This is a genomic window from Thermococcus argininiproducens (genome assembly GCF_023746595.1).
In the GTDB taxonomy this organism is placed as follows: domain Archaea; phylum Methanobacteriota_B; class Thermococci; order Thermococcales; family Thermococcaceae; genus Thermococcus_A; species Thermococcus_A argininiproducens.
Map to the genome: position 1 here is coordinate 412,514 of NZ_CP080572.1, position 19,834 is coordinate 432,347.

General features: G+C 39.9%; 22 protein-coding genes. 13 read left to right on the forward strand and 9 right to left on the reverse strand.

The genetic code is table 11. The annotated features are described in order from the left end of the window. The first annotated feature begins 55 nt into the window (after positions 1 to 55). The 4 genes from K1720_RS02125 (at position 56) to K1720_RS02140 (ending at position 5,401) form a co-directional block, all read left to right on the forward strand. A complete protein-coding gene (locus K1720_RS02125; RefSeq protein WP_251949577.1) occupies positions 56 to 1,447 on the forward strand; it encodes a coiled-coil domain-containing protein in 1,392 nt (463 codons plus the stop codon). Positions 1,448 to 1,459: 12 nt separating this feature from the next. After that, positions 1,460 to 2,725, forward strand: a complete 1,266-nt coding sequence (locus K1720_RS02130; RefSeq protein ID WP_251949578.1) for an outer membrane protein assembly factor BamB family protein — start codon at positions 1,460 to 1,462, stop codon at positions 2,723 to 2,725. A gap of 380 nt (positions 2,726 to 3,105) precedes the next feature. Further along, positions 3,106 to 3,342: a hypothetical protein gene (locus K1720_RS02135; protein ID WP_251949579.1), complete on the forward strand. Its 237-nt coding sequence runs from the start codon at positions 3,106 to 3,108 to the stop codon at positions 3,340 to 3,342. Between the two features lie 757 nt (positions 3,343 to 4,099). After that, positions 4,100 to 5,401 carry an RNA-guided endonuclease InsQ/TnpB family protein gene (locus K1720_RS02140; protein ID WP_251949580.1) on the forward strand — a complete coding sequence of 434 codons (1,302 nt, stop codon included), beginning with the start codon at positions 4,100 to 4,102 and terminating at the stop codon, positions 5,399 to 5,401. A gap of 37 nt (positions 5,402 to 5,438) precedes the next feature. On the opposite strand, the gene K1720_RS02145 is transcribed toward K1720_RS02140, so the two are convergent. Then, positions 5,439 to 6,197, reverse strand: coding sequence for a Nif3-like dinuclear metal center hexameric protein (locus tag K1720_RS02145; protein ID WP_251949581.1), 759 nt, complete (start codon positions 6,195 to 6,197; stop codon positions 5,439 to 5,441). Positions 6,198 to 6,334: 137 nt separating this feature from the next. Here K1720_RS02145 and K1720_RS02150 point away from each other — a divergent pair, with 137 nt between their 5' ends. Continuing rightward, entirely contained in the window at positions 6,335 to 6,589 is a 255-nt protein-coding gene (locus K1720_RS02150; RefSeq protein WP_251949582.1) for a hypothetical protein, read from the forward strand. Between the two features lie 69 nt (positions 6,590 to 6,658). Here K1720_RS02150 and K1720_RS02155 read toward each other — a convergent pair whose 3' ends face one another. Together K1720_RS02155 and K1720_RS02160 are read right to left on the reverse strand one after the other, a co-directional pair. Further along, positions 6,659 to 7,603 (reverse strand): RNA-guided endonuclease InsQ/TnpB family protein, encoded by a 945-nt coding sequence (locus K1720_RS02155; protein WP_251949583.1) that lies wholly within the window; start codon positions 7,601 to 7,603, stop codon positions 6,659 to 6,661. Further along, positions 7,597 to 7,947: a hypothetical protein gene (locus K1720_RS02160; protein WP_251949584.1), complete on the reverse strand. Its 351-nt coding sequence runs from the start codon at positions 7,945 to 7,947 to the stop codon at positions 7,597 to 7,599. The genes K1720_RS02155 and K1720_RS02160 overlap by 7 nt, the downstream gene beginning before the upstream one ends. Positions 7,948 to 8,006: 59 nt before the next feature. Here K1720_RS02160 and K1720_RS02165 point away from each other — a divergent pair, with 59 nt between their 5' ends. Continuing rightward, positions 8,007 to 8,768 (forward strand): tripartite tricarboxylate transporter permease, encoded by a 762-nt coding sequence (locus K1720_RS02165; protein ID WP_341480971.1) that lies wholly within the window; start codon positions 8,007 to 8,009, stop codon positions 8,766 to 8,768. A gap of 85 nt (positions 8,769 to 8,853) precedes the next feature. Beyond that, a complete protein-coding gene (locus K1720_RS02170) occupies positions 8,854 to 10,620 on the forward strand; it encodes a tRNA uridine(34) 5-carboxymethylaminomethyl modification radical SAM/GNAT enzyme Elp3 (protein ID WP_251949586.1) in 1,767 nt (588 codons plus the stop codon). A 1-nt stretch (position 10,621) separates the two neighbouring features. On the opposite strand, the gene K1720_RS02175 is transcribed toward K1720_RS02170, so the two are convergent. Beyond that, a complete protein-coding gene (locus K1720_RS02175; protein ID WP_251949587.1) occupies positions 10,622 to 12,286 on the reverse strand; it encodes a M1 family aminopeptidase in 1,665 nt (554 codons plus the stop codon). A 63-nt stretch (positions 12,287 to 12,349) separates the two neighbouring features. Here K1720_RS02175 and K1720_RS02180 point away from each other — a divergent pair, with 63 nt between their 5' ends. Both K1720_RS02180 and K1720_RS02185 read left to right on the forward strand, forming a co-directional pair. After that, complete coding sequence (locus K1720_RS02180) at positions 12,350 to 12,871, forward strand: YkgJ family cysteine cluster protein (protein WP_251949588.1); 522 nt, start codon at positions 12,350 to 12,352, stop codon at positions 12,869 to 12,871. Continuing rightward, positions 12,855 to 13,355 (forward strand): PUA domain-containing protein, encoded by a 501-nt coding sequence (locus K1720_RS02185; protein WP_251950453.1) that lies wholly within the window; start codon positions 12,855 to 12,857, stop codon positions 13,353 to 13,355. Before K1720_RS02180 ends, K1720_RS02185 begins: the two co-directional genes overlap by 17 nt. Positions 13,356 to 13,423: 68 nt before the next feature. Here the strand turns inward: K1720_RS02185 and K1720_RS02190 are convergent, their stop codons facing one another. After that, complete coding sequence (locus K1720_RS02190) at positions 13,424 to 13,948, reverse strand: GNAT family N-acetyltransferase (RefSeq protein WP_251949589.1); 525 nt, start codon at positions 13,946 to 13,948, stop codon at positions 13,424 to 13,426. 113 nt (positions 13,949 to 14,061) lie between these two features. Here K1720_RS02190 and K1720_RS02195 point away from each other — a divergent pair, with 113 nt between their 5' ends. Continuing rightward, positions 14,062 to 14,538 (forward strand): ferritin-like domain-containing protein, encoded by a 477-nt coding sequence (locus tag K1720_RS02195; protein WP_251949590.1) that lies wholly within the window; start codon positions 14,062 to 14,064, stop codon positions 14,536 to 14,538. Here the strand turns inward: K1720_RS02195 and K1720_RS02200 are convergent. Next, on the reverse strand, positions 14,535 to 14,912 hold the full coding sequence (locus K1720_RS02200) for a Fur family transcriptional regulator (RefSeq protein ID WP_251949591.1): 378 nt from the start codon (positions 14,910 to 14,912) through the stop codon (positions 14,535 to 14,537). The two genes, K1720_RS02195 and K1720_RS02200, sit on opposite strands and share 4 nt — an antisense overlap. 103 nt (positions 14,913 to 15,015) lie before the next feature. On the opposite strand from K1720_RS02200, the gene dps reads away from it, so the two are divergent. From dps to K1720_RS02215, 3 genes are all read left to right on the forward strand, one after another. Next, on the forward strand, positions 15,016 to 15,567 hold the full coding sequence (gene dps / locus K1720_RS02205; RefSeq protein ID WP_251949592.1) for a DNA protection during starvation protein: 552 nt from the start codon (positions 15,016 to 15,018) through the stop codon (positions 15,565 to 15,567). 140 nt (positions 15,568 to 15,707) lie between these two features. Next, positions 15,708 to 16,748, forward strand: a complete 1,041-nt coding sequence (locus K1720_RS02210; protein ID WP_251950454.1) for an encapsulin — start codon at positions 15,708 to 15,710, stop codon at positions 16,746 to 16,748. Between the two features lie 176 nt (positions 16,749 to 16,924). After that, entirely contained in the window at positions 16,925 to 17,371 is a 447-nt protein-coding gene (locus tag K1720_RS02215) for a ferritin family protein (RefSeq protein ID WP_251949593.1), read from the forward strand. Between the two features lie 121 nt (positions 17,372 to 17,492). Here the strand turns inward: K1720_RS02215 and K1720_RS02220 are convergent, their stop codons facing one another. The 3 genes from K1720_RS02220 to K1720_RS02230 are packed head-to-tail and all read right to left on the reverse strand — an operon-like array spanning position 17,493 to position 19,833. Next, positions 17,493 to 18,110 (reverse strand): ABC transporter permease, encoded by a 618-nt coding sequence (locus K1720_RS02220; protein WP_251949594.1) that lies wholly within the window; start codon positions 18,108 to 18,110, stop codon positions 17,493 to 17,495. Beyond that, a complete protein-coding gene (locus tag K1720_RS02225; RefSeq protein ID WP_251949595.1) occupies positions 18,097 to 18,729 on the reverse strand; it encodes an ABC transporter permease in 633 nt (210 codons plus the stop codon). Before K1720_RS02225 ends, K1720_RS02220 begins: the two co-directional genes overlap by 14 nt. 9 nt (positions 18,730 to 18,738) lie before the next feature. Next, positions 18,739 to 19,833 carry an ABC transporter ATP-binding protein gene (locus K1720_RS02230; RefSeq protein WP_251949596.1) on the reverse strand — a complete coding sequence of 365 codons (1,095 nt, stop codon included), beginning with the start codon at positions 19,831 to 19,833 and terminating at the stop codon, positions 18,739 to 18,741. Position 19,834 lies beyond the last annotated feature (1 nt).

Consider the following 19,834-nt stretch of genomic DNA (forward strand, 5'->3'; position numbering starts at 1 on the left):
GTTTATATATTTTGTGTGTTTATTATTTGGTGAGTGTTCCTGTTTGGGGGGGCGAATGCGAAGGTGGGTAGTGTTGTTTATGGTTGGAGTGTTGTTTTTGAGTAGTTTTGGTTTTGCTGGGCAGTTCCAGGAAGTCAAGGATTCTCGAGTTCCAGTTAGTTCTGGAACTTGTGGTGCTTGTAGTTTTTGTCAGGATTTTGATGTTGGGAAAGCTTTGGTTGAAGTGAACTTGAAAATTGAGAACTTAACAAGGATAATTAATCAAAAAGAGGCAGAATTACATAAGCTTTATGCCGAATTTAACAGGACTAAGAGCATTGAAACTCTTGAAGAGATCGTTAAGCTTGAAGATGAAATTCAACTTTTAAAAAGTAGAACGGAGTTTTATCAAAGACAAAAGATTATAAGGAGAATTCTAAATAGATACTCGGGAAAAAATCTTTACACTATATATGATAGTAGGATCATTATTGATAATTATACCAAAGAGGTTCAAAAATTATTGCCCATGATGAATAAAACAATAGAAACCCCAAGCGAGTTAGCTGAGTTATATTGGGACTTGGCTCAAGATACTTTTAATGAAATAATGACTTTAGAAACCAATCTTCAAACAATATTCAAAAAAATTAACGATAAACAAGATCTAAGTGGGCGTATTCCACAATTACTTAAAGAAAAAAGAAAACTTTGGAATAAAATTTACCAATATTTAAGGAAAAGAGATGAACTGTATACCTATGCGGCATTGGAGAAAACCCGACGAGAACAAATACTTCGTATTGGCATGTTTGGCATAGTGCCCTTAAGTTCTTCTCCATCCCCGTGGGAATGTTGGGTAACATCTGGAGGCGTATATGTTTGTAGAGAAATTGAAAAGGGGGAGGTAGTGAACTGTTGTCCGGATCCACTTGGACACCCATTAGGCGATGGAACTAATTTCGCAAATCTTAGACCTTCTGCAGTATGGATTGGAATGTACTCAGATACCTACCCAAGTGGAGAGTCTCATGTTGCAGACTATTGTTTATATGAATTTCCTTCCAGTAATACTCCAAGCGCGATTTTCGAAACATATAAACCTTATGTTGACTACATGAGCAGAGAATATAACCTTAATATAGGGTCAATTCAAATAAAGTTCTTTTATACTGCAACTGCATATAATCTAGAAGTTCATACATATCAACAAACTCATTTAATCTTCCAGTATAACTGCTATATGAGCACGGGGTATTGTCAACCATCAGCAAGTTGGCTTAGAGAACTGCCTACAAATCCACAAAACCCACCGTATTCAATGGTAACTAATTTAATGGTATGGCCATATGTATTAGCATGTAAATATAAGGGAGATTGTGGCCTGGCGTGTGAATGGGCTAATGGACACTGCAGGGGATGCTTTGCACCGGATGATACTGCCTCTCAGTATTTTGCAAAGAAGTAAGGAGGTATTTGAGTGAAGATCCTCCCCTATTCCATTATTTTGTTTTTCGTTTTCATATCTCTAGTTCAGTTTGAGTCTCAATGGGTGTATAACACAGAGGACTTTATTAACGAGGTTGAAATATCTCCTAATAGTTCTTACATAGCTGCAATTGGGACGTCTAATGGGGAAAGAGTTTATGTATTTAATACAAATGGGAGCTTGCTTTGGAAACGCGATGACGCATTTTCAATCTCTTTTTCAAAAAACAACTATATAGCTGTTGGCGGAAAAGGCATTGCATTACTCACTGGAAATGGGAACCTTTTGTGGGAGTATGATAATACGTCGAGGATAAATAGAATCTTCATTTCGAGATATGGAGAGAGAGTGATTGGAGTTGGGGAGAAGGAAGCCTATGTTTTAGATAGAAATGGAAAGTTAATTGCCCAGTTCAAGTTTAATGAATCAATTAGATTGTCAACATCTTCCTGTGGTAGCTACATCGCAATAGGCACGGAAAACGGAACTTTGTATTTCTTTGAAAATGAAAAATTAATATGGACTCGGCGAGTTGGTGGAAGAATTTACCCTCTTTCGATTTCAGCTGATGGAAATTATATTGTTTTTGGAATAGGATCAAAGTTGCATGTTTTTGGAAGTAATGGGAAATTGCTGTGGAGTTATTCTGTAGATGGTAGTGTAGTAGATGTTAAACTCTCTGAGAACAATTATATAGCTGTTGAATCTGTCGAGATTGGGGAGATTTTAGGGAGTCCAACAGTTGGAACGACTCATATATATTTTCTTGACAAGAATGGGAATCTATTGTGGTCCAAGATTTTAAGTCCGACTTCATACTACTCTTTCAGCAGTGCAATTAGTGATGCAAGCGGGGTGCTTTACTATTTTGAGGTGTCAATGTCTCAAGATGGCGAATTCATTATTACTGTTGTTGGAAACAAAATTTATCTTTTTGATAGAGAAGGTAAAGCTCTTTGGGAGTCTGAAGTTGGGGAATGGTCAAGCGGTAAAATCTCAAGAGATGGAAAATTGATTGTAATTGGTTCACAAAGCGGCAAGATCGAGCTTCTATTTAATAGGTATGCAGAAACTCCTGAAAAAACTAAAATAGTAACCAAAACCATAACAGAGGTTCTGAACAAAACAGAAACGAGTACAATAATTGTAACTGAAACAAAAAACGATATAAAATCCGTATGCGGAAGTGGATTCATTATTTTGATCTCTTGTGGGGTGATATTTTTAATGAAGGACAATGGGAGGATGAAAAAATGAAATTTCCACCTGGACATTGAGGTGATTGAGGTGCCTTCATTACCTCGTGAAAGCCTCGTTCTTTAGGGCGGGGATGCAGGAATTCTAAAATTCGATCCTCAAGTAGAAACCTTTTTAAACTCTTGCAACGTAATAGGGTCTCGAAGAGGCCACTCCAAGGGCAACCTTTAGTGAGGGTTTCACTCGTGTCCCCCTGCATGGGGGAAGACGCCGTTAGGCGTCCCCTTAAAACCGCCTTCAAGTGGTTTAAAACTTTAAGGAGTGGCCTTTGGGGCGATAACCCCGAGCCAGCTCGGGCTGGTAGGGGTAACGGGCCGAAGACCCGGCCCTCGGGCCGAACCGAAACTCGCAAGAGGAATAGGTGATGGGCCCGCAAACCAATGAAAGCCTTGAAGGGTGAGGGTTATGACTCCCGAGAGGAGCCCTCGCCCTTCAGGGCGGGGAGGAGGTCAGAAACCATTCGAGTATTTGTCCTTGTACTTGGGCTTCTTTTAATTTTTGCTTCACTCCACTCTAACGAAAATAAAATTCCCTTAATGTACTATGGCATAGTAGCAACAGCTTCAGGAGCGCTCAGCATCCTCATTCATTTCATAAAAAGAAGGAGAGTTAGATAAACAAAATGAAGCTTCGGCTGAATCGTATACAAGAGGAAATGCTTAGCATATGGAATATGTCCCAGTTGTGTAGTCTCTTGGTGTCCATATTGTGCTCGGGATCATCGTGAAGAGGGGGACCATATTGCGAAGAGTTAGATCCCGGTCCATAATGTAGGGAAGATGGGCATGAGAAAGATAGGGAGAATATTCCTCTTGCTCTCTTCAATATTTGTTTTGGTAGTGACAATACTCGATGGAGTCCCACTTTGCTGACCTCCTCCCCATCCCAAAAGGCGAGGCTTTCAAAAGTGTAACTCTTTACTCTTTTTTCTTTTTAATTCGTTAGAAGAAATCCCTCCAAGCTTCAGCATTTTTCTTGCTATTTGTTGAACTCTTGCCAAGCCAACTTCACGCCTGTAATTCTCGTAAGTATCGTAACAAAATCTCTAATACTTGAAATTACCAGACTAGCCAAGTGGTACCTGCTTGTGTGGGTTATTCCTCTTTCAATAATCCACATATAATACTCAAGCTTAAGGTTTCAGAAAAAGAAAGCAGGGAAAATAAAAAGTCTCTTACCTCTTGAAAGCCTCGTCCTTTAATGCAGGAGGAAGTCAACCTTCTAAGGTATGAGATCCTTAATTAGGAACAATGGTCTTACTTTTTCTCTCGAAAGCCTCGCCCCTTTAGGGCGGGGATGCAGAAATTTTAAAGCAAGCTTTTGAGCTGGAAAGCGTTACTTTTTTAAAGCCTAAGAATCATACTACAAGTTGACATGAAGAGGACAGTAATAGTCAAACTACAACCTTCAAAACCCCAAGAAAAAGCACTCTTCGAGTTAGCTGATCTTGGAGCTAAAGTTTGGAATGAAGTGAATTACCTAAGAAGACAACAATTCTTTAACCATGAAATTGTGGATTTTAACAAAACTGAGAAAATCGTTTACGAAAAATACAAGCGTGAAATCGGCTCAGCAACAGTCCAACAAGTTTGCAGGAAGAATGCTGAAGCTTGGCGGGACTTCTTCTCGCAAATTAGAATGAAGAAGAGTAAAGAACTTCCCAAGTGGTTAAAACCAAACCCGCCGGGTTATAAAAGGGAGGAAAAGCGACTCATAATTCTCAGGAACACTCAATATAAAATTGAAGACAACAAACTGATTTTGAAAGGCCTTGGAAAATTTAAACGGTTGGAAGTTCAATTCAAGGGTAGGATTCACTTGAAGGGCAAGCAAGGGAAGTTAGAATTAATTTACAATCCCGTTAAACGCAAGTGGTACGCTCACGTCACCATTTCAAAAGTTGAAGAAAGATTGGATGGAAATGGTTGGGTTAAAATTCCAAGACAATCCTTGGGAAGTTTAACTGCTGGCATTGACTTGGGAGTGAACAACTTAATGGCCGTTTACCTTGAGAATGGTGAATCATTCTTAGTTAATGGAAGACCGCTCAAGAGTATTGCCTTTTACTGGCAAAAGCGGATTGCGGAGTACCAGTCTAAAATCAATAAGAGTGGAGCAAATAAGAGTAGGAAACTCAAGAGAATGCATGAAAAGGCCAAACTTCAAGCGAGACACTACGTTAACACTTTAATAAGACAAACTGTCGAGAAACTTTACCAATTAGGCGTTAGCAGAATTGTGGTTGGTTATCCAAAGGGAATCACTCGAAATTCTGAAAAGGGCAAAAAGCAGAATTTCATTCTTTCCCACGTTTGGCGGTTCAATAGCGTTATCAAACGCTTGAAGGAAGTCTCGGAAGAGTTTGGTATTCAAGTCTTGCTTGTTGATGAGGCTTTCACTTCAAAGCTTTGCCCCTTCTGCGGGAAGCCTCATGAAGGGGCTAGGTTTGTTCGTGGTTTGTTTAAGTGTCCCGCGGAAGGGTTTGTAATGAATGCTGACTTGGTTGGTGCCTTCAACATTTTAAAGAAGGTTGCTGAAAAGATAACCCCGAGCCTGCCGGGTTTAACGGCGGGTAGGGGTAATTGGGGGAAGACCCTCCCGGAGGGGTCGAAGACCCGCTTTATGCTGGGTTTGAATGAAACCCCTCAAACCTTCTCGTCAATAGCGAGGGGTTAACTCGTCGGAACCCTCGCCGTTCACGGCGGGGAGGAGGTCAGAACCCCGTGGGATTATCAATAAACACTGTTTTAACCCCAAATTTCTCTCTTAAGAGGGGCATAAGGGCCTTAACCCCAAGGGTTTCAGTTGCATAATGCCCAGCCGCAATAACACTGAGCCTTCCTTCTTTGGCCTTATGGTAGTCATCGTGTAAAAATTCACCTGTTATAAAAAGATCAACCCCCTTTTCTATAGCCTCAGGTATAGCAAAGCCTCCTCGACCACTCACAACGGCAAGGGTTTTTATTTCCTCAACTCCAAATTCATAAGCTTTCACGTAATCAGTCTTTAGCTTTTCCACAAGAATCTGGGCTATAAGCGGGAGAGGTTTTGGCTCCTCAAACTCGGCCACATATCCAATGCTTAAACCATTATACTCTCCGAAGGGTTCTATAGGCTCTAACTCCAGAAGTTTCAAAAGTTGAGCATTATTGCCAACCTCTGGATGGACGTCTAAGGGCAAATGAGCTGCATATAAGTTGATCTCATTCTCAAGAAGGAATTTAAGCCTTCTTTGCACTAGCCCTCTAACGTACTCTATCCCACCCCAGATAAGACCATGATGAACTATCACCATATCAGCTCCCAGAGCTTTAGCCTTCACAAAAGTATCCATGCATGCGTCAACTGCGAAGGCAATTTTTTCTATCTCTTCTTTGCCTTCCACTTGGAGCCCATTACGAGACTTGTCGGGGAAGGAGTTTACTCCCAGGTACTCATCGAGGAAAGCAATAATATCATTTCTAGTTACCATTTTCTTCACCTCTTAATAGTTGCTTTTAACGTGTTTAAATGTTTTTCATAATACTCGACAATTATCTAAAAATTTACCGGCTATAGCCGAAAATTTTAAATACAGAAATGTAAAAGCTGCTATTTGGTGAAACCACTATGGACAAAGTGGGACAAAACCTATACGAAATTTTCGGAGAAGTTATAGCAGAACACGACTTTCTAAAAGCATTTTTAATTACAAGCATGTTGGCATTTCTAATGTACTTCAGTGCCCCCCAGATAGTCAAAATGCTTGGAAGGGAGGACTTGTTAAACGCCTTGAGGGTTACTTTGAGTGCTCTTGGGGCATTTTTAGGTTTTATAATATCAACAGCAACCATTGAACCAAAACGGGTTGTGGAGGAGGAATAAAATGGAGATTGCAACCCTTTTAATCCAAGCTACCTTTCTAACAACATTCTCAGTTCTGCTATACGTGAACTACCCCGCCCTTGCGGACGGGGTTTTGTGAGAGTTCATTCGGCGTCCCGTTGCCGGTAGCCTCACTCTCACGGGCCGGTTCACGCGGCCACTACCAGCTATCGCCCTGACGGGCGAATCGCCGACTACTTTCCGCAAAATGTTCAAAGCACCATTCACATCAGCATTAATTAAAACTCCAGTGGAAGACTGAAAGAGGCCTCTCTTCACCCTCTTCCCCCAATACTTTTCCTTCTTTTCCAAAGGCTCTAAAGCCAAGGCATCAACCTTACTCGTGTAAGCTTCATCAACTTCAATGAAGTTAATCCCGTAACGCTCGCACTTTGCCTTTAATTTTCGCTTGAAGAGGCCGTAAGGAATGAATTGGAAGTTCTGATTATTCACTTTCCCCAAGGAGGCCCTCTGTTTCGCCTCCTCCAACTCTCCAATAACTACATTCCCAATTTTATTCCCCAAGCAGTATTTTATTATGTAATTCACGGCTTGATTCATGAAGTTATTCATCACGTTTTTCCTCTTCCTCAAAAGCCGAGCCATCCTTTTGCCAAACTTTACTCCTTGCTTATCGTACTGACTCTGGAGTTTGGCTTTTTTCTTGTTCCACCACCGGTTGAAGCTTTTTAACCACCGGCCTTCAATGATGAAGGCCGTCCCGGTGGAGGAAACACAAGTGGCGAAGTTATCAACACCCAAGTCGATGGCCAAGTACTTTGAATAGTCCAATTCCTTCTTTTCAGGCTGAATCTCGTAAACGTACTCCACCTCAAACCAGAGAGCATTGTATCGTGGAATTATACGGACTTCCTTTATTCTATGGCCCTTAACATTCTTTGGGAGGGGAATTTCCAAGTACATTACGCCAAACTTTTTCGCAAAGTTTCGCCCGAGAGTGAGGATCACTCTATCCTCTTCCACCTTGAAGGACTGGTAGGGGAAAATTAACACAAAGTGTCCATCCTTGGGCAAAAACCTTGGCGGGTGAATTGGCCTATTGTAGTTCCTTTTTGCCTTTCTTTGAGGAGTTTAAAGAATGAGCGGTAGTTTCTTTCCACAATTTTCATGGTTTGTTGGGCAACTTGACTTGGCAATAATTTGTATGGGATGCTGTTTTTGAGCAAGTGGTAGGCTTTAACGAATGGTAGGAATGAACCGTTTAACTCGTAGTGTTGTCTAGTCACGTAGAGGGTGAGGTTGTAGAGATCCTTGGATAGGTGGGTTAGAGTACGAAGGTGTTTGTACGTTTTCTTGTCCACTCGCAAGTGATTCTTTTGCGTTAAGTACATTGACATCACTCATTACTATGCAGCAGAGTAAAAAGTATTTAAGTCTTTCGGTGTTTGCTTTTAGAGTGCTTGCACCCCCTCCCTCTCGGAAGGAGTCTTCACAAAAAGATAATCACCGTCTAAAGCGGGAGGATTACGCACGGATTAAACTCGTAAGGACTGGAAAGATCTCACTAAATCCACTCCACCATCTCACAAAGGCCGAAGTTACTCTTTCTTCAGTCTTAGCTGGATTAAGTGGCATCCTAGCAACTTTCATGAGCCCCGTTGGATTAACAGTTCTCTTTGGAGATCTCACAAAGGAAAGTCAAAAAGATGAGCTCAAGGGATCTCTCATGGCATACGCAGTGAGAGACGCTATAAAGAACGCCACTTACATTGGGGGAACCCTCATACCACTTATAGCACTGGGAGTGCCCACTGGTCCAATGTCTGCTGGTCCAGCACATCCATTCTTTGCTGAACTCGCAGCATTTGGAGGATCTACACCAAGAGATGTCCTATTGCAGAGGTATTCAACTTCAACCATAATGCTCGTAACAATCTACGCGACAGTATTTGCAGCATTCCTTGCATACTTCATATTGATCAAGTACTCAAAGCAATTAACCCGGTTTGTCTTCAAAAAAGTGCCCGCAGAAGCATTATATGCCACATTCCTGGCAATAGTACTGGTGTTAGCATACAATGATGCAGGAATTGCAGGAATCTTTGGTTCAATATTAGTGGGTCTCATCTCAGCGACATTTGTTAGAAACGGTGTCTCAATTGGAATACTCTTTATGGTGCTGGTTGCTGCACCGTATCTTGTAGGACTGCTCTTTTGAGACCTTTTTTCTTCTCATTTATTTCATTGTGCAAAAACTTTTAAGCTTCCTACTTTTTTCCTAAATGAACTGTAAGGTGAGAAGTATGGAGAAAAAATATCAAAAAGCATGTGAGGATATTGCAAAGGCAATAATAAGTGGTGAGATTAGAGATAGAAGAGAACTCAACAGATTTAAGGTTAAAATCGCGAGAAAATACCACTTAAGTAAGATTCCCACTAATTCAGACATTCTCAGAGTAATGAATAAAGCGGATAGGGAGAAGTTCAAGGACTTCCTCAAAAAGAAACCAACCCGTACAATAAGTGGTGTGGCCGTTGTAGCTATGATGACTAAACCCTTTCCCTGCCCCCATGGTAGATGCATTTATTGTCCAGGAGGACCAAGTGAAGGCTCCCCCCAAAGTTATACTGGAAAAGAGCCATCCGCTCTTAGAGCCCTTCAAAATGTTTACCATCCATATCTTATAATGATAAATCGTCTTAAGCAGCTTTATGATATAGGCCATGATATTGACAAAGTAGAAGTCATAATTCAGGGAGGAACCTTCCCAGCAGTAGATTTGGATTACCAAGAATGGTTTATCAAAGAGGCCTTTAAGGCTATGAATGACTTTCCACATTTCAAAGACATTGAAAATCTCGAGGAAAAGATAAGGAAGGCCGTGCTTTTTGGAGACATTGACGAGGATCCACTTTTTAGGGCAGCATGGAAGAAAACACATAAAAAACGTTATTACTACCTCGAAGAAGAGCAGAGGAAAAATGAAAGGGCAAAGGTTAGAATGGTAGGATTAACCATTGAGACGAGACCGGATTGGGCCATGGAAAAGCAAATCGATAGGATGCTTAAACTCGGCACCACAAGAGTTGAACTTGGAGTTCAGACTGTTTTTAACTTCATCTATGAGAGAGTTAAGAGAGGCCACACCGTTGAGGACACAATTAGAGCAACTCAGCTGCTCAAAGACGCTGGCCTTAAAATCAACTACCATATGATGCCTGGCCTGCCGGGAAGTAATTTTGAAAGAGACCTGGAGTCATTTAAGATTATATTTGAAGACGATCGGTTTAGGCCAGATATGCTCAAGATTTATCCTACTCTGGTTACAAGAGATACTCTCCTCTATAAATGGTATAAAGAGGGCAAGTACAGGCCCTATACAACTGAAGAAGCCGTAGAACTCCTGGTTGAAGTTTATAAACTTCTTCCAAAGTGGGTTAGAATTATGAGAATTCAGAGGGATATACCTGTACAACTTGTGGAAGCCGGGGTAAAACATTCCAATTTGGGTCAGCTTGTATTCAATGAACTCGTTAAAAGAGGAATAAGACCCAGAGAGATTCGCTTTAGAGAGGTAGGGCATCAAATGCAGAAGTTCGGGGTGGAACCTGAAGTAGAACACATCAAACTTTTGAGAGAGGATTATGAGGCAAGTGAAGGGCACGAAATATTCCTAAGCTTTGAAGATGTGAAGAACGACATATTAATTGGTTTTATAAGACTTAGAATTCCAAGTGAAAAGGCCCATAGAAAGGAGATTAACTGCTGCCCATCTGCAATAGTTAGAGAACTCCATGTTTATGGACCGCTTGTGCCAATAGGAGGAAAACCAAAATATGAATGGCAGCACAGAGGGTATGGAAAGGAACTTTTAGCCGAGGCTGAGAGAATAGCCTTTGAAGAATTTGATAGAAAGAAAATGCTTATTATAAGCGGCGTTGGCGTTAGAGGATACTACAGAAAGTTCGGCTACCGTAAAGATGGACCGTACGTGAGTAAGAGGCTTGACAAGAAAGGATACGCCAACTTTGCCAAGAGCAGAGAGTTCGATGGACACTTAAACACATGAGTTAGTTCACAATTATTTTAACTCCATTAATTTCCCTTTCTTTTTTCTCAATTTTTTCAAATGTAAACTTTTCCCAGTTAACCCTGTAAGAAGATCCGTTAATATTGGCAATCCAATCGTTTGGATCAAGAATTATCTTGAATGGCTGTTCTTTTAACTCAAGCCTTAAGATGACAGAACCATTAACAAAGATTCTCTTCGTGATGTTTTCGCTTAGAGTTACGACCTCCACTTCGAGAGGCATTGCAAAACCATTCTTATCAGTTATGTTGAGCATTAGAGTGTAGTAGCTGTCATTTTGGGCTACTTTTAAGCTGGAGACAGTAAAGTTTGGATAATCTGCTGTATAAAACCACTCCCTGAAGAACCACTCCAAATTCTGCTTAGTCAGATTTTCGTAGATCTCCTTGATCAGATTTAGTGTTTCTTCAGTATTGTTGCACTCCTTAACGTGGCAAATTGCAAGGAGCTCTCTAAGCCCTTGAAAGAATGTTTCATTTCCTACAACAAACTGAAGAGAGCGGAAGATAAAACCACCCCTGTGATAGAGATTGGTTTGGTGTCTTCTTGTAACTGCGTTAATCTCTACTACTGGAGTCCTATCCCTTGAGCTGAGGCATATTCCTTCCCAGTAGTCCAGCTGCACAGGTGTCATGTTATAAAAGGAGGAAGTATATGTTGCGAGAGATTCATCCAAAAGTCCAAGCTCCGCATACATTCCAAACCAGTTATGGGCGACTTCATGAGGGATAACGTTCTCAAATTGTGTCCCTACCGCCCCTCCATAGAGCCCAAATCCTTCAATTTCGCTTCTATGCCCTTTGATCCTGATGTAAATGAACTCGTCATATGGATACGGAGTTAAATAGGAGGAATAAATTTTTAGGATTTTTGCAAGCTCATCTGTTGGATCTGACTCATCAGTGAGCGCTGTAATTTTCACGCTTTTCTCACCTATTTTTGTTGTTTTCTCATAAACCTTCCACTTTCCCAAAAGAACATAAAACCTCCCGCCATCTGTATGGAAAGTGTTTTCCTCTGGGAGGAACGGCTTGTATTTATTGTTTGGGAGTTTTAGAATACCAGCAAGAGCGTAATTAGAAGGATAAGAAGAAATTTTAATTATGAAATCTCCCTTCAGATTCGAAAGCAGCATATAAGCCTCAGGTGGAAGGTAGAAGTGCTCCTTGGTTGATTTCATATGCCACTCTATTATATCTCTCATATTAATATCAAAAAGAGGCTGATATTTTGAGGTATAGAAAATTTTAATTCGCTGGACATTCTCAATAGGCGTTATATTAAGCAGAAGAAGGCCGTATTTGTCATCATAAAAAGCCGTTACATCAGCTCTTGCACCGTATACTTCAATTTTCTCAAGGTTAATGTTCAAAATGGATGAGTTCTCAAAGAGAAAAGGAATTGTAGCTGGAGAGTTTAGAGAAAGCTCAATCTCCTGAACTCCTTTAATTGTGACATTCCAACCATCAAAGGTTATATCTAAAGAAATACTGCTATTACCTCCAATAAATTCCCCACTTCTTTCAAAAAGGAGCTTAGCATTATCTGTTTTTGAGAATTGGAACTTATCGAATGTATATGAAGAACTGATGCACATAACTATGAAAGCTACTAACAATACTACTACAACAGAACGTGCTTTCATATTTCTACTTTTATTCCGAGAGATTTAAAAGTTTCGAGGATAGCTTTTCATGAGGGTTAAAAAGTGCGGTTCAAACCAAGCCCATTAACAAAGGATGTAAACTTTGAGTGTAAATTCTGCCTTGATTGTTGTCGGGGTAGATTTATCTATTTAACCCTTTCAGATATTGAGAAAATAATGAAACATAGCCACGACCCTCAAGACTTCACTCTTTTAACCGCAGAAGAGGGAAAAATCCGCTTCGTACTTGCATACAGAGAATGGGATCTAGGATGCATCTTTCACGATCCAGAAACAGGAAAATGCAAAGTCCACGATTACAACCCATTAATCTGCCAGATCTATCCGTTCATGGTTTCTCACCAACCTCTCGGCATTGAAGGAGAGAAACCGTTTGAGTACAAAGGAGAAAAGCTCTGGATCTATTACGACAAAAACTGTCCTGGGGTTGGAGAGGGGCAAGAGATTATAACAAGAGAGAAAATAGCAGAACTCGGCATGGAGTTCCAAAAAGAGTTTGAGAAAACTGATTTAGATGGTTTAAACAAACTCTTAGACGGTGAAAGAGATGGAGCTTCAGTATAGAAGGGCATCCTCCCAAGAGCTTAAATTAATAACAAAAGAAGCAGAGAAGTTTGGGGAACTGAAGCATGAATTCTTTGGTGTGGTTGAAGGAAAATTCAGGGACATTTACGCTGTAAACAAAGAAATTTGGAGGAAAATAGAAAGCTTAAAAGTGCACCCTTATTCTTTTGGAACATTTATTGGGACAATTAAAAAGGATAAAAATCTCGTTGAGAGATTCTACCCCAATATTGAGTTCTTTTACTTCGTGGATATAAAGAAAAACTATGCAATTTTGAAGCCCAAACCAGCATTTCTCTTTACTACAGGAAAGGATGTTCCAAAGAATGGGGTTAGAGAATACGTCTGGCAGGGCAGTAAAAAAATAGTCGTTATGAACGAAGAGGGCATAATTCTTGGGATAGGCCTAATAAACCCCCAAAGCGAAAGAAAATTTATCAAAAATATTACCGATATAGGAGAGTTTATTCGAAGACACCGGTGACCTACCAACAGACGCTGCTCTCGTTCCTCCTCTGAAGAGCAACCTTTCAAAAGAAAAAATAAAGGGATTTATTCCTTCTTCAGCACTACGAACTCTTTGTAATCCATGACCTTTTTGAAACCCTTCTTTAGATAGTAACTATAAGCTTCGAGATTTGGAAATGTTATTATATAGGGCTCTTTTTTCAATCCTCTTAAACGTTCCACAGCAAATTCAAGAAGCTGTGAACCGTAGCCTTTACCTTTGTATGCGGGATCCACCATGAAAAACTCTATAAGACCAGTCTCTTCACCTTTGATATCCTCTGGCACCCACCACACATCCTTGCCTTCAAGATTGTAAACGAGAGCTATGGTACCAATGACTTTCTCTTCTTCAGTTCCCAAATACAGTTCATCAAACTCTTTTCCTAGTCTAAACTCAAGGAATGGCTCATATACTCTCTTAAAACCCTCAAAATCATCTATGCTTGGCTTATCTTCCACCCATTCAAGGGCAGGATATGCTCCATTGGTCCCTTGATAGACGCGGAAAACAAACTTTATCAACTCATCTTTAAATTCTAATGGATTTCTAACCCTAGTTATTTTCATGCTCTCACCATGTAAAAATTAAGAAAACTGGCTAATAAATCCAACGGATGAAACAGAGAAGTTAGGTCAAAAAGTTAATTAGGAGATAAGATAGAATAAGAAAGGGTGGTATTATGAACGAACTTGAAGCTTTAGCGATAGCTTTAGAGGTTGAAAAAGCTGAATTAAAGTTTTATATTGAGATGGCCAAAAAAGCAAGTGATGAAAAGGCCAAAAAAATGTTTCTCTTCTTGGCACATGAAGAAGCTGAACACTGGGATATTTTTGAGAAAAATTTGATCAATAAACTTGTAGAAAAGTGTGAACTTCCCTCCATTACCAAAGAGATGTTTGAAAAGTTAATCCCAAAATATGAAGGAGAATTAAGTGAAGTCAAGGCCGTGGAAATAGGAATGGAACAGGAAAAAAGGACTTGGGAATTTTATGAGAAAGCTGCAGAAGAAGCTAAGGATAAAAATGTGAGAAAAATATTCGATGAACTTGCAAAAGTTGAAAAATCTCATTATGAACTTCTTAAGGCTCAATACGATTCTGTTATGAAAACTGGCATCTGGATGGATTATCAGGACTTCAGTCTTGAGGTGGATTAGTCCAAGAGGACGTTTACCAATTTTACATTTTTCTTAACCTTATTCTCTATCATTATTATTATTTCAGGAGCATCAAGATCAACAATCATATCACCAAAGATCAGGTTTATATGAGGATTTATATTTAGCTCCACTCTTGTTTCACCATTTAGTGAGAATACCTCAATAAGTCCAAGTTTTTTAAGGGTGAGTACATTGGAGTAAAGTGTTGAAAAACTCATTGTAGGGAATTCTTTTCTGACTCTTCTAAGCACCTCTGTTAGAGCAGGATGCTCACTTCCAATATCTTCCAAGATCTCAATAAGTTTAAGCCTCTGAGGGGTTAACTTATACCCTGCCTTCCTAAGAGCCGTCACAGCTTTTTCTCTCCACATGAATACTCGTAAGAAGAGAAGTTTATAAATTTTCCTATTTAGAAATAACTTCTAAATAGAAAGCTTTATTAGGTAGGAAAACAATTTCCTCTGGTGAAAAAATATGTCTGAACACAATAGAAAACTTGTAGAGAGAGCCGGAATAGACGTGGAAAAACTTTTAGAAATGCTTCTTAAAGCTGCCGCCGCAGAATTTACGACCTACTATTATTATACAGTTTTAAGAAACCATACCACTGGACTTGAGGGAGAAGCCATAAAGGAAATCGTAGAAGATGCCCGCATAGAAGATAGAAACCATTTTGAAGCACTAGTACCTAGGATATACGAGCTTGGAGGAGACCTCCCAAGAGACATAAAAGATTTTGCTGATATGGCTTGGTGCCGTGATGCTTATCTCCCAGAGGATCCCACCATTGAAAATATCCTAAAAGTCCTACTTGAAGCAGAACGCTGTGCTGTAGGGGTTTACACGGAGATATGCAACTATACTATAGGTAAAGACCCAAGAACGTATGACTTGGCACTTGCAATACTCCATGAGGAAATAGAACACGAAGCATGGTTTGAGGAACTCCTAACAGGCAAACCAAGCGGCCATTTTAGAAGGAGTAGACCTGGTGAAAGTCCCTATGTTTCAAAGTTTTTGAAATGAGCTCTTTTCCTCTGAATCTTTTTGAATTCAGGGAAAGAACGAGCTACCCCATTCTGAAAAGCGAGGTTTTCAAAGGAAAAATATAAATCTCCGAAGAAAAACTTATTTAGTTTGAAAACTAAATAAAATTGGTGATAAATATGTTGGGATTGAACCCCATTTCGATATCTCGTGAAAAATCCCTATCAAAAGAAGAAATTGCCCAGGCCCTAAGATGGGCTACTATTGCAGAACTAGATGCCATAACATTCTATGAACAATTTGCAAGATTAATAGAAGATGAAAACATAAAGAAAGTATTTTTAGATGTAGCAAAAGAAGAAAAAGCTCATGTAGGAGAGTTTATGGCCCTTCTACTTAATCTAGACTCTGAACAGCTTAGTGAACTTAAAGAGGGTTTTGAAGAAGTTGAAGAATTAACGGGGATTAAAACAGAATTAAACCCCTCGGAGGAAAAAGAAGTGCGAAGTGGATATATTGAAGTGCTTAAAAAGGCTTTAATCGAAGTTATTAGCAAAGGCAGAATAATTGTAAGTTCCCTACCAAAAACAAAGATCATAGGTATGCAATCTTTTAGAGTGGACTTAATACGTTATGAAGATGGAGTAAAAGTCACAAAACAGGAGTACAAACCTATCCCTATGCTCACAAAGAAGTTCTATATTGGACTAAGGGAACTTGATGATGGCACTTATGACCCCGCAATAGCAGTTAAAGCAGGAGAACTTCTGGTAAAAAATGAAGAAGAACTAATTATCAACGAACTCCTATCTACAGAAGGAATAAAGAGAGGAACATTAAGGTCTTGGGAGAACACTGAGGAAGCCTTGGATGACCTCATGAATGCCCTCCAAGAAGCTTCAAAAGCCTCAGCTGGACCTTTTGGAATAATCCTGAATCCAAAAAGATATGCAAAGTTGCTAAGAGTTCATGAAAAAGGAGGTAGAATACTAATAGAAGTCCTAAAAAATGTCTTCAAAGGAGGTATTTTAGTTACCCCCAATATTTCGGAAGATAAAGTTGTAGTATTTGCAAATACCCCCGCAGTTATGGACATTGTAATAGGTCAAGACGTTGAGTTAAAGGAGCTCGGACCTGAAGGAGATGCCGTTGCATTCTTGGTCGGTGAAGCTTTAGCTCTAAGAGTTAAGAGCCCTGAAGCTATTGTAATCTTGGAGTGACTTTTTGTAATTTATTTTTTAATAGACGGGGCCTCGGCATATGATAATATTCTCGAACTTGTTTAGAGAGTTTCTCAAACAACATTGGGTTTTTACATCGAGTTTTGAGCCTTCTTCATTCCACAATGAGAAAAATATATAACTTTCAAATACAATAATATGAACTGGTGATTCCGATGGTCGAACCTCTTGTAAAGAAAGCGGCTGATGTTGAGAATGAAGCTGCTAAAAGCTATACTGAAGGACTTGCGAAATTAAGAGGGCAAGGTTTAAAGTACACAGATGTTGAGGCGGTTGTAAGTAGGATAGCTGTTGACACAATTGTCCACAAACACTTAATGAAAGCTATTCTAGAAGCACAAAAAGAGCTTGAAAAAGTGAGAAAAGGATATGAACAAGTTAAAGAACCCATGGAGATGGAGATGAGTAAAGAACAAGCCCTTCTTGTTAAAAGATTTGCTGAAATGCATCTTGAGATTGAGAAAGATATGATCGAAACATACCAAAAAATGGCCGAAAAAATGACCCATCCACTCTTTAAGGGGTTAGCAGAGGCCCTTGTTAAAAATGAAGAAGAGCACCACAGGCTTCTAAAACAACTTATAGAAAAACACAAAGAGTGACCTCATCCCCTTGAATAGTGAGACTTTCAAAAGAAAAAATAAGAGAGTCTTCTAACTTATTTCTTGTTTTTTCTCTTAATTTTTCTTCAGTTTTCAAACGCATGTTACTCAGAAAAGAGCATCATTCACTCCCAATTCCTTTTGGAGTTATCTTCTTTTCGACGTAAGAAAAGCTCACATCTATAAAAACCGCCATAAGAATAGCAGGAATAGAGCCTGCTAAAATTTTGTCTGTATTAAAGCTTGCCAAACCCTCAAAAACCAGCCTTCCAAGGCCTCCAGAACCAATTATAGCCGTTAAGATTGCTATTGAATTAGCCAAAACTGCCGCGAATTTTATCCCTGCAAACATTGCTGGATAGGCATGGGGAAAGCGAACATGGCGAATTATCTCCCATTCAGTTAGCCCTATACCCTCAGCAGCATCAATCATGGCTTCATCTACCTCACTAAGACCCACATAGGTGTTTTTAACTATTGGAAGCAGGGCCCTGAGAAATATTGCAAAGATTGCAGGAGTGAACCCTATGCCAAGAAGTGGCACTACTATTGCAACAACGGCAAAGCTGGGAATGGCCTGTACCAAGTTCGCAAATCCCATTATGATCGATGCAAGTCTTTTGCTTTTAAGTGCCAGTACTGCAAGAGGAATTCCAACCGAGATACTTACAAAGAGTGAGACGTACGTTAGAACAAGGTGTTCACTGAAAGCACTTAAAATTCTTTCAATCCCCACCACGATAACGCCTCCTTAAGTACTTTTCAATCAAAGCTGCAATACCATCTAAGAGTAACGCAAGAATTCCTACCCACAAACCCGCGACAATTATTATCTCTTTATCATAGAGGTGTATTCCTGTCTGAATTGGGGCCCCAAGACCTCCAGCAGCTATCAGGCCACCCAATGTCACTACACCCATCGTAAAAACAACAGCTATCCTAACCCCAGCTGCAATTAAAGGTAAAGCCAATGGAAACCTTACCTTCACCAATATTTCCCTATCACTCAGACCTATTGCTTCGGCAACCTCCAAGTAACTTCTCTCAACCGTTGTTAATCCAGTGTAAGTGTTTCTCGCTATAGGGAGGATAGAGTAGAGTACAGAAGCTGCTATAGTGGGTTTTTCCCCAATACCCAGGATAGGGAGGAACAACACGAGAAGAGCCAATGTTGGGATTGTTTCGACCACATTTAGTATGTTCAGAGTTAATGAGGCAAGTTTTGGTCTGCGATAAAGGAATAGACCTAAAGTAACACCTATGACTATAGCCAATAACAAAGATATACTAAACATTCTTAGGTGTTCTATCGTTCTCTGAGTTAGCTTTTGACTCTCCCACACCCACTGAACGTCCATTTCTTTCCCTCACAAAAGTTTTAGAAGCACTTCACTTGCAAGGAGTATCCCTACCGGTCTCTCTCTTTTCACTACAATACCTAAAAAGGTGTTTTTCATTTTCATCTCAGCGAGAGCAGAAGCTAGTGAGTCCTCTGGCGAAAACGTCATGGGCTCTTTAATTGCCTTCTCCAAATCTTCTGAGATCAAAAGTGTCTTAAGCTCTACGATACCTTTTAACACTCCCTTATCAACGAGAACAGCAAATTCAACATCCTTTTCTTTCATCCATTTTATTAATTGACTCTTCTCCTGAGCCTCTACCAAATAAGATTCAACAGGCATCATTAGATCCTTGACTTTTAGAGTATCAAGATGCTTAAATTTTTTATCAGCGTTTACAAGTCTGGCCACAAACTCATTGGCGGGATTTAAAACAAGTTCATCGGGGTATCCAACTTGAATAAGTTTACCTTTCCTCATTATAGCAATTCTATCCCCGAGTCTAAAGGCCTCTTCTATATCGTGTGTTACAAACACTATTGTTCTCCCGAGAGTCTCTTTTATCTTAGCAAACTCCTCTTGAAGCTGTTTCCTTAAGATGGGGTCCAAAGCACCAAATGGTTCATCCATTAGAAGTAAGGGCGGGTTTAAAGCTAAAGCCCTAGCAAGTCCAACACGCTGTTGCTGCCCCCCACTTAGCTGATGAGGATAACGGTTAGCAAACTCTCTTGGGAGGGCAACAAGATCTAAAAGTTCATTCACTCTATTTTCAATTTCTTCCTCACTCCATCCTTCAAGCCTTGGAAGAAGGGCAATATTCTCTTTGACCGTCATATGTGGAAAAAGACCTATCTGTTGAATCACATAGCCTATACTTCTCCTAAGTTCCACTACATCAAATTCTTTCACATTTTTTCCATTTATGAAGATCTCACCCTCATCTGGCTCAACAAGCCTATTTATGGTTCTCAAAAGTGTTGTCTTCCCTGAACCGCTTGGTCCGATTAGTATAAGAAGCTCGCCTCCAATCACATCTAGATTAACGTTATCAACAGCTTTAAAATTCCCATAGCGTTTTGTGACATTTTTGAGTTTAACATTTTCTATTTTATCAAAGAGCATA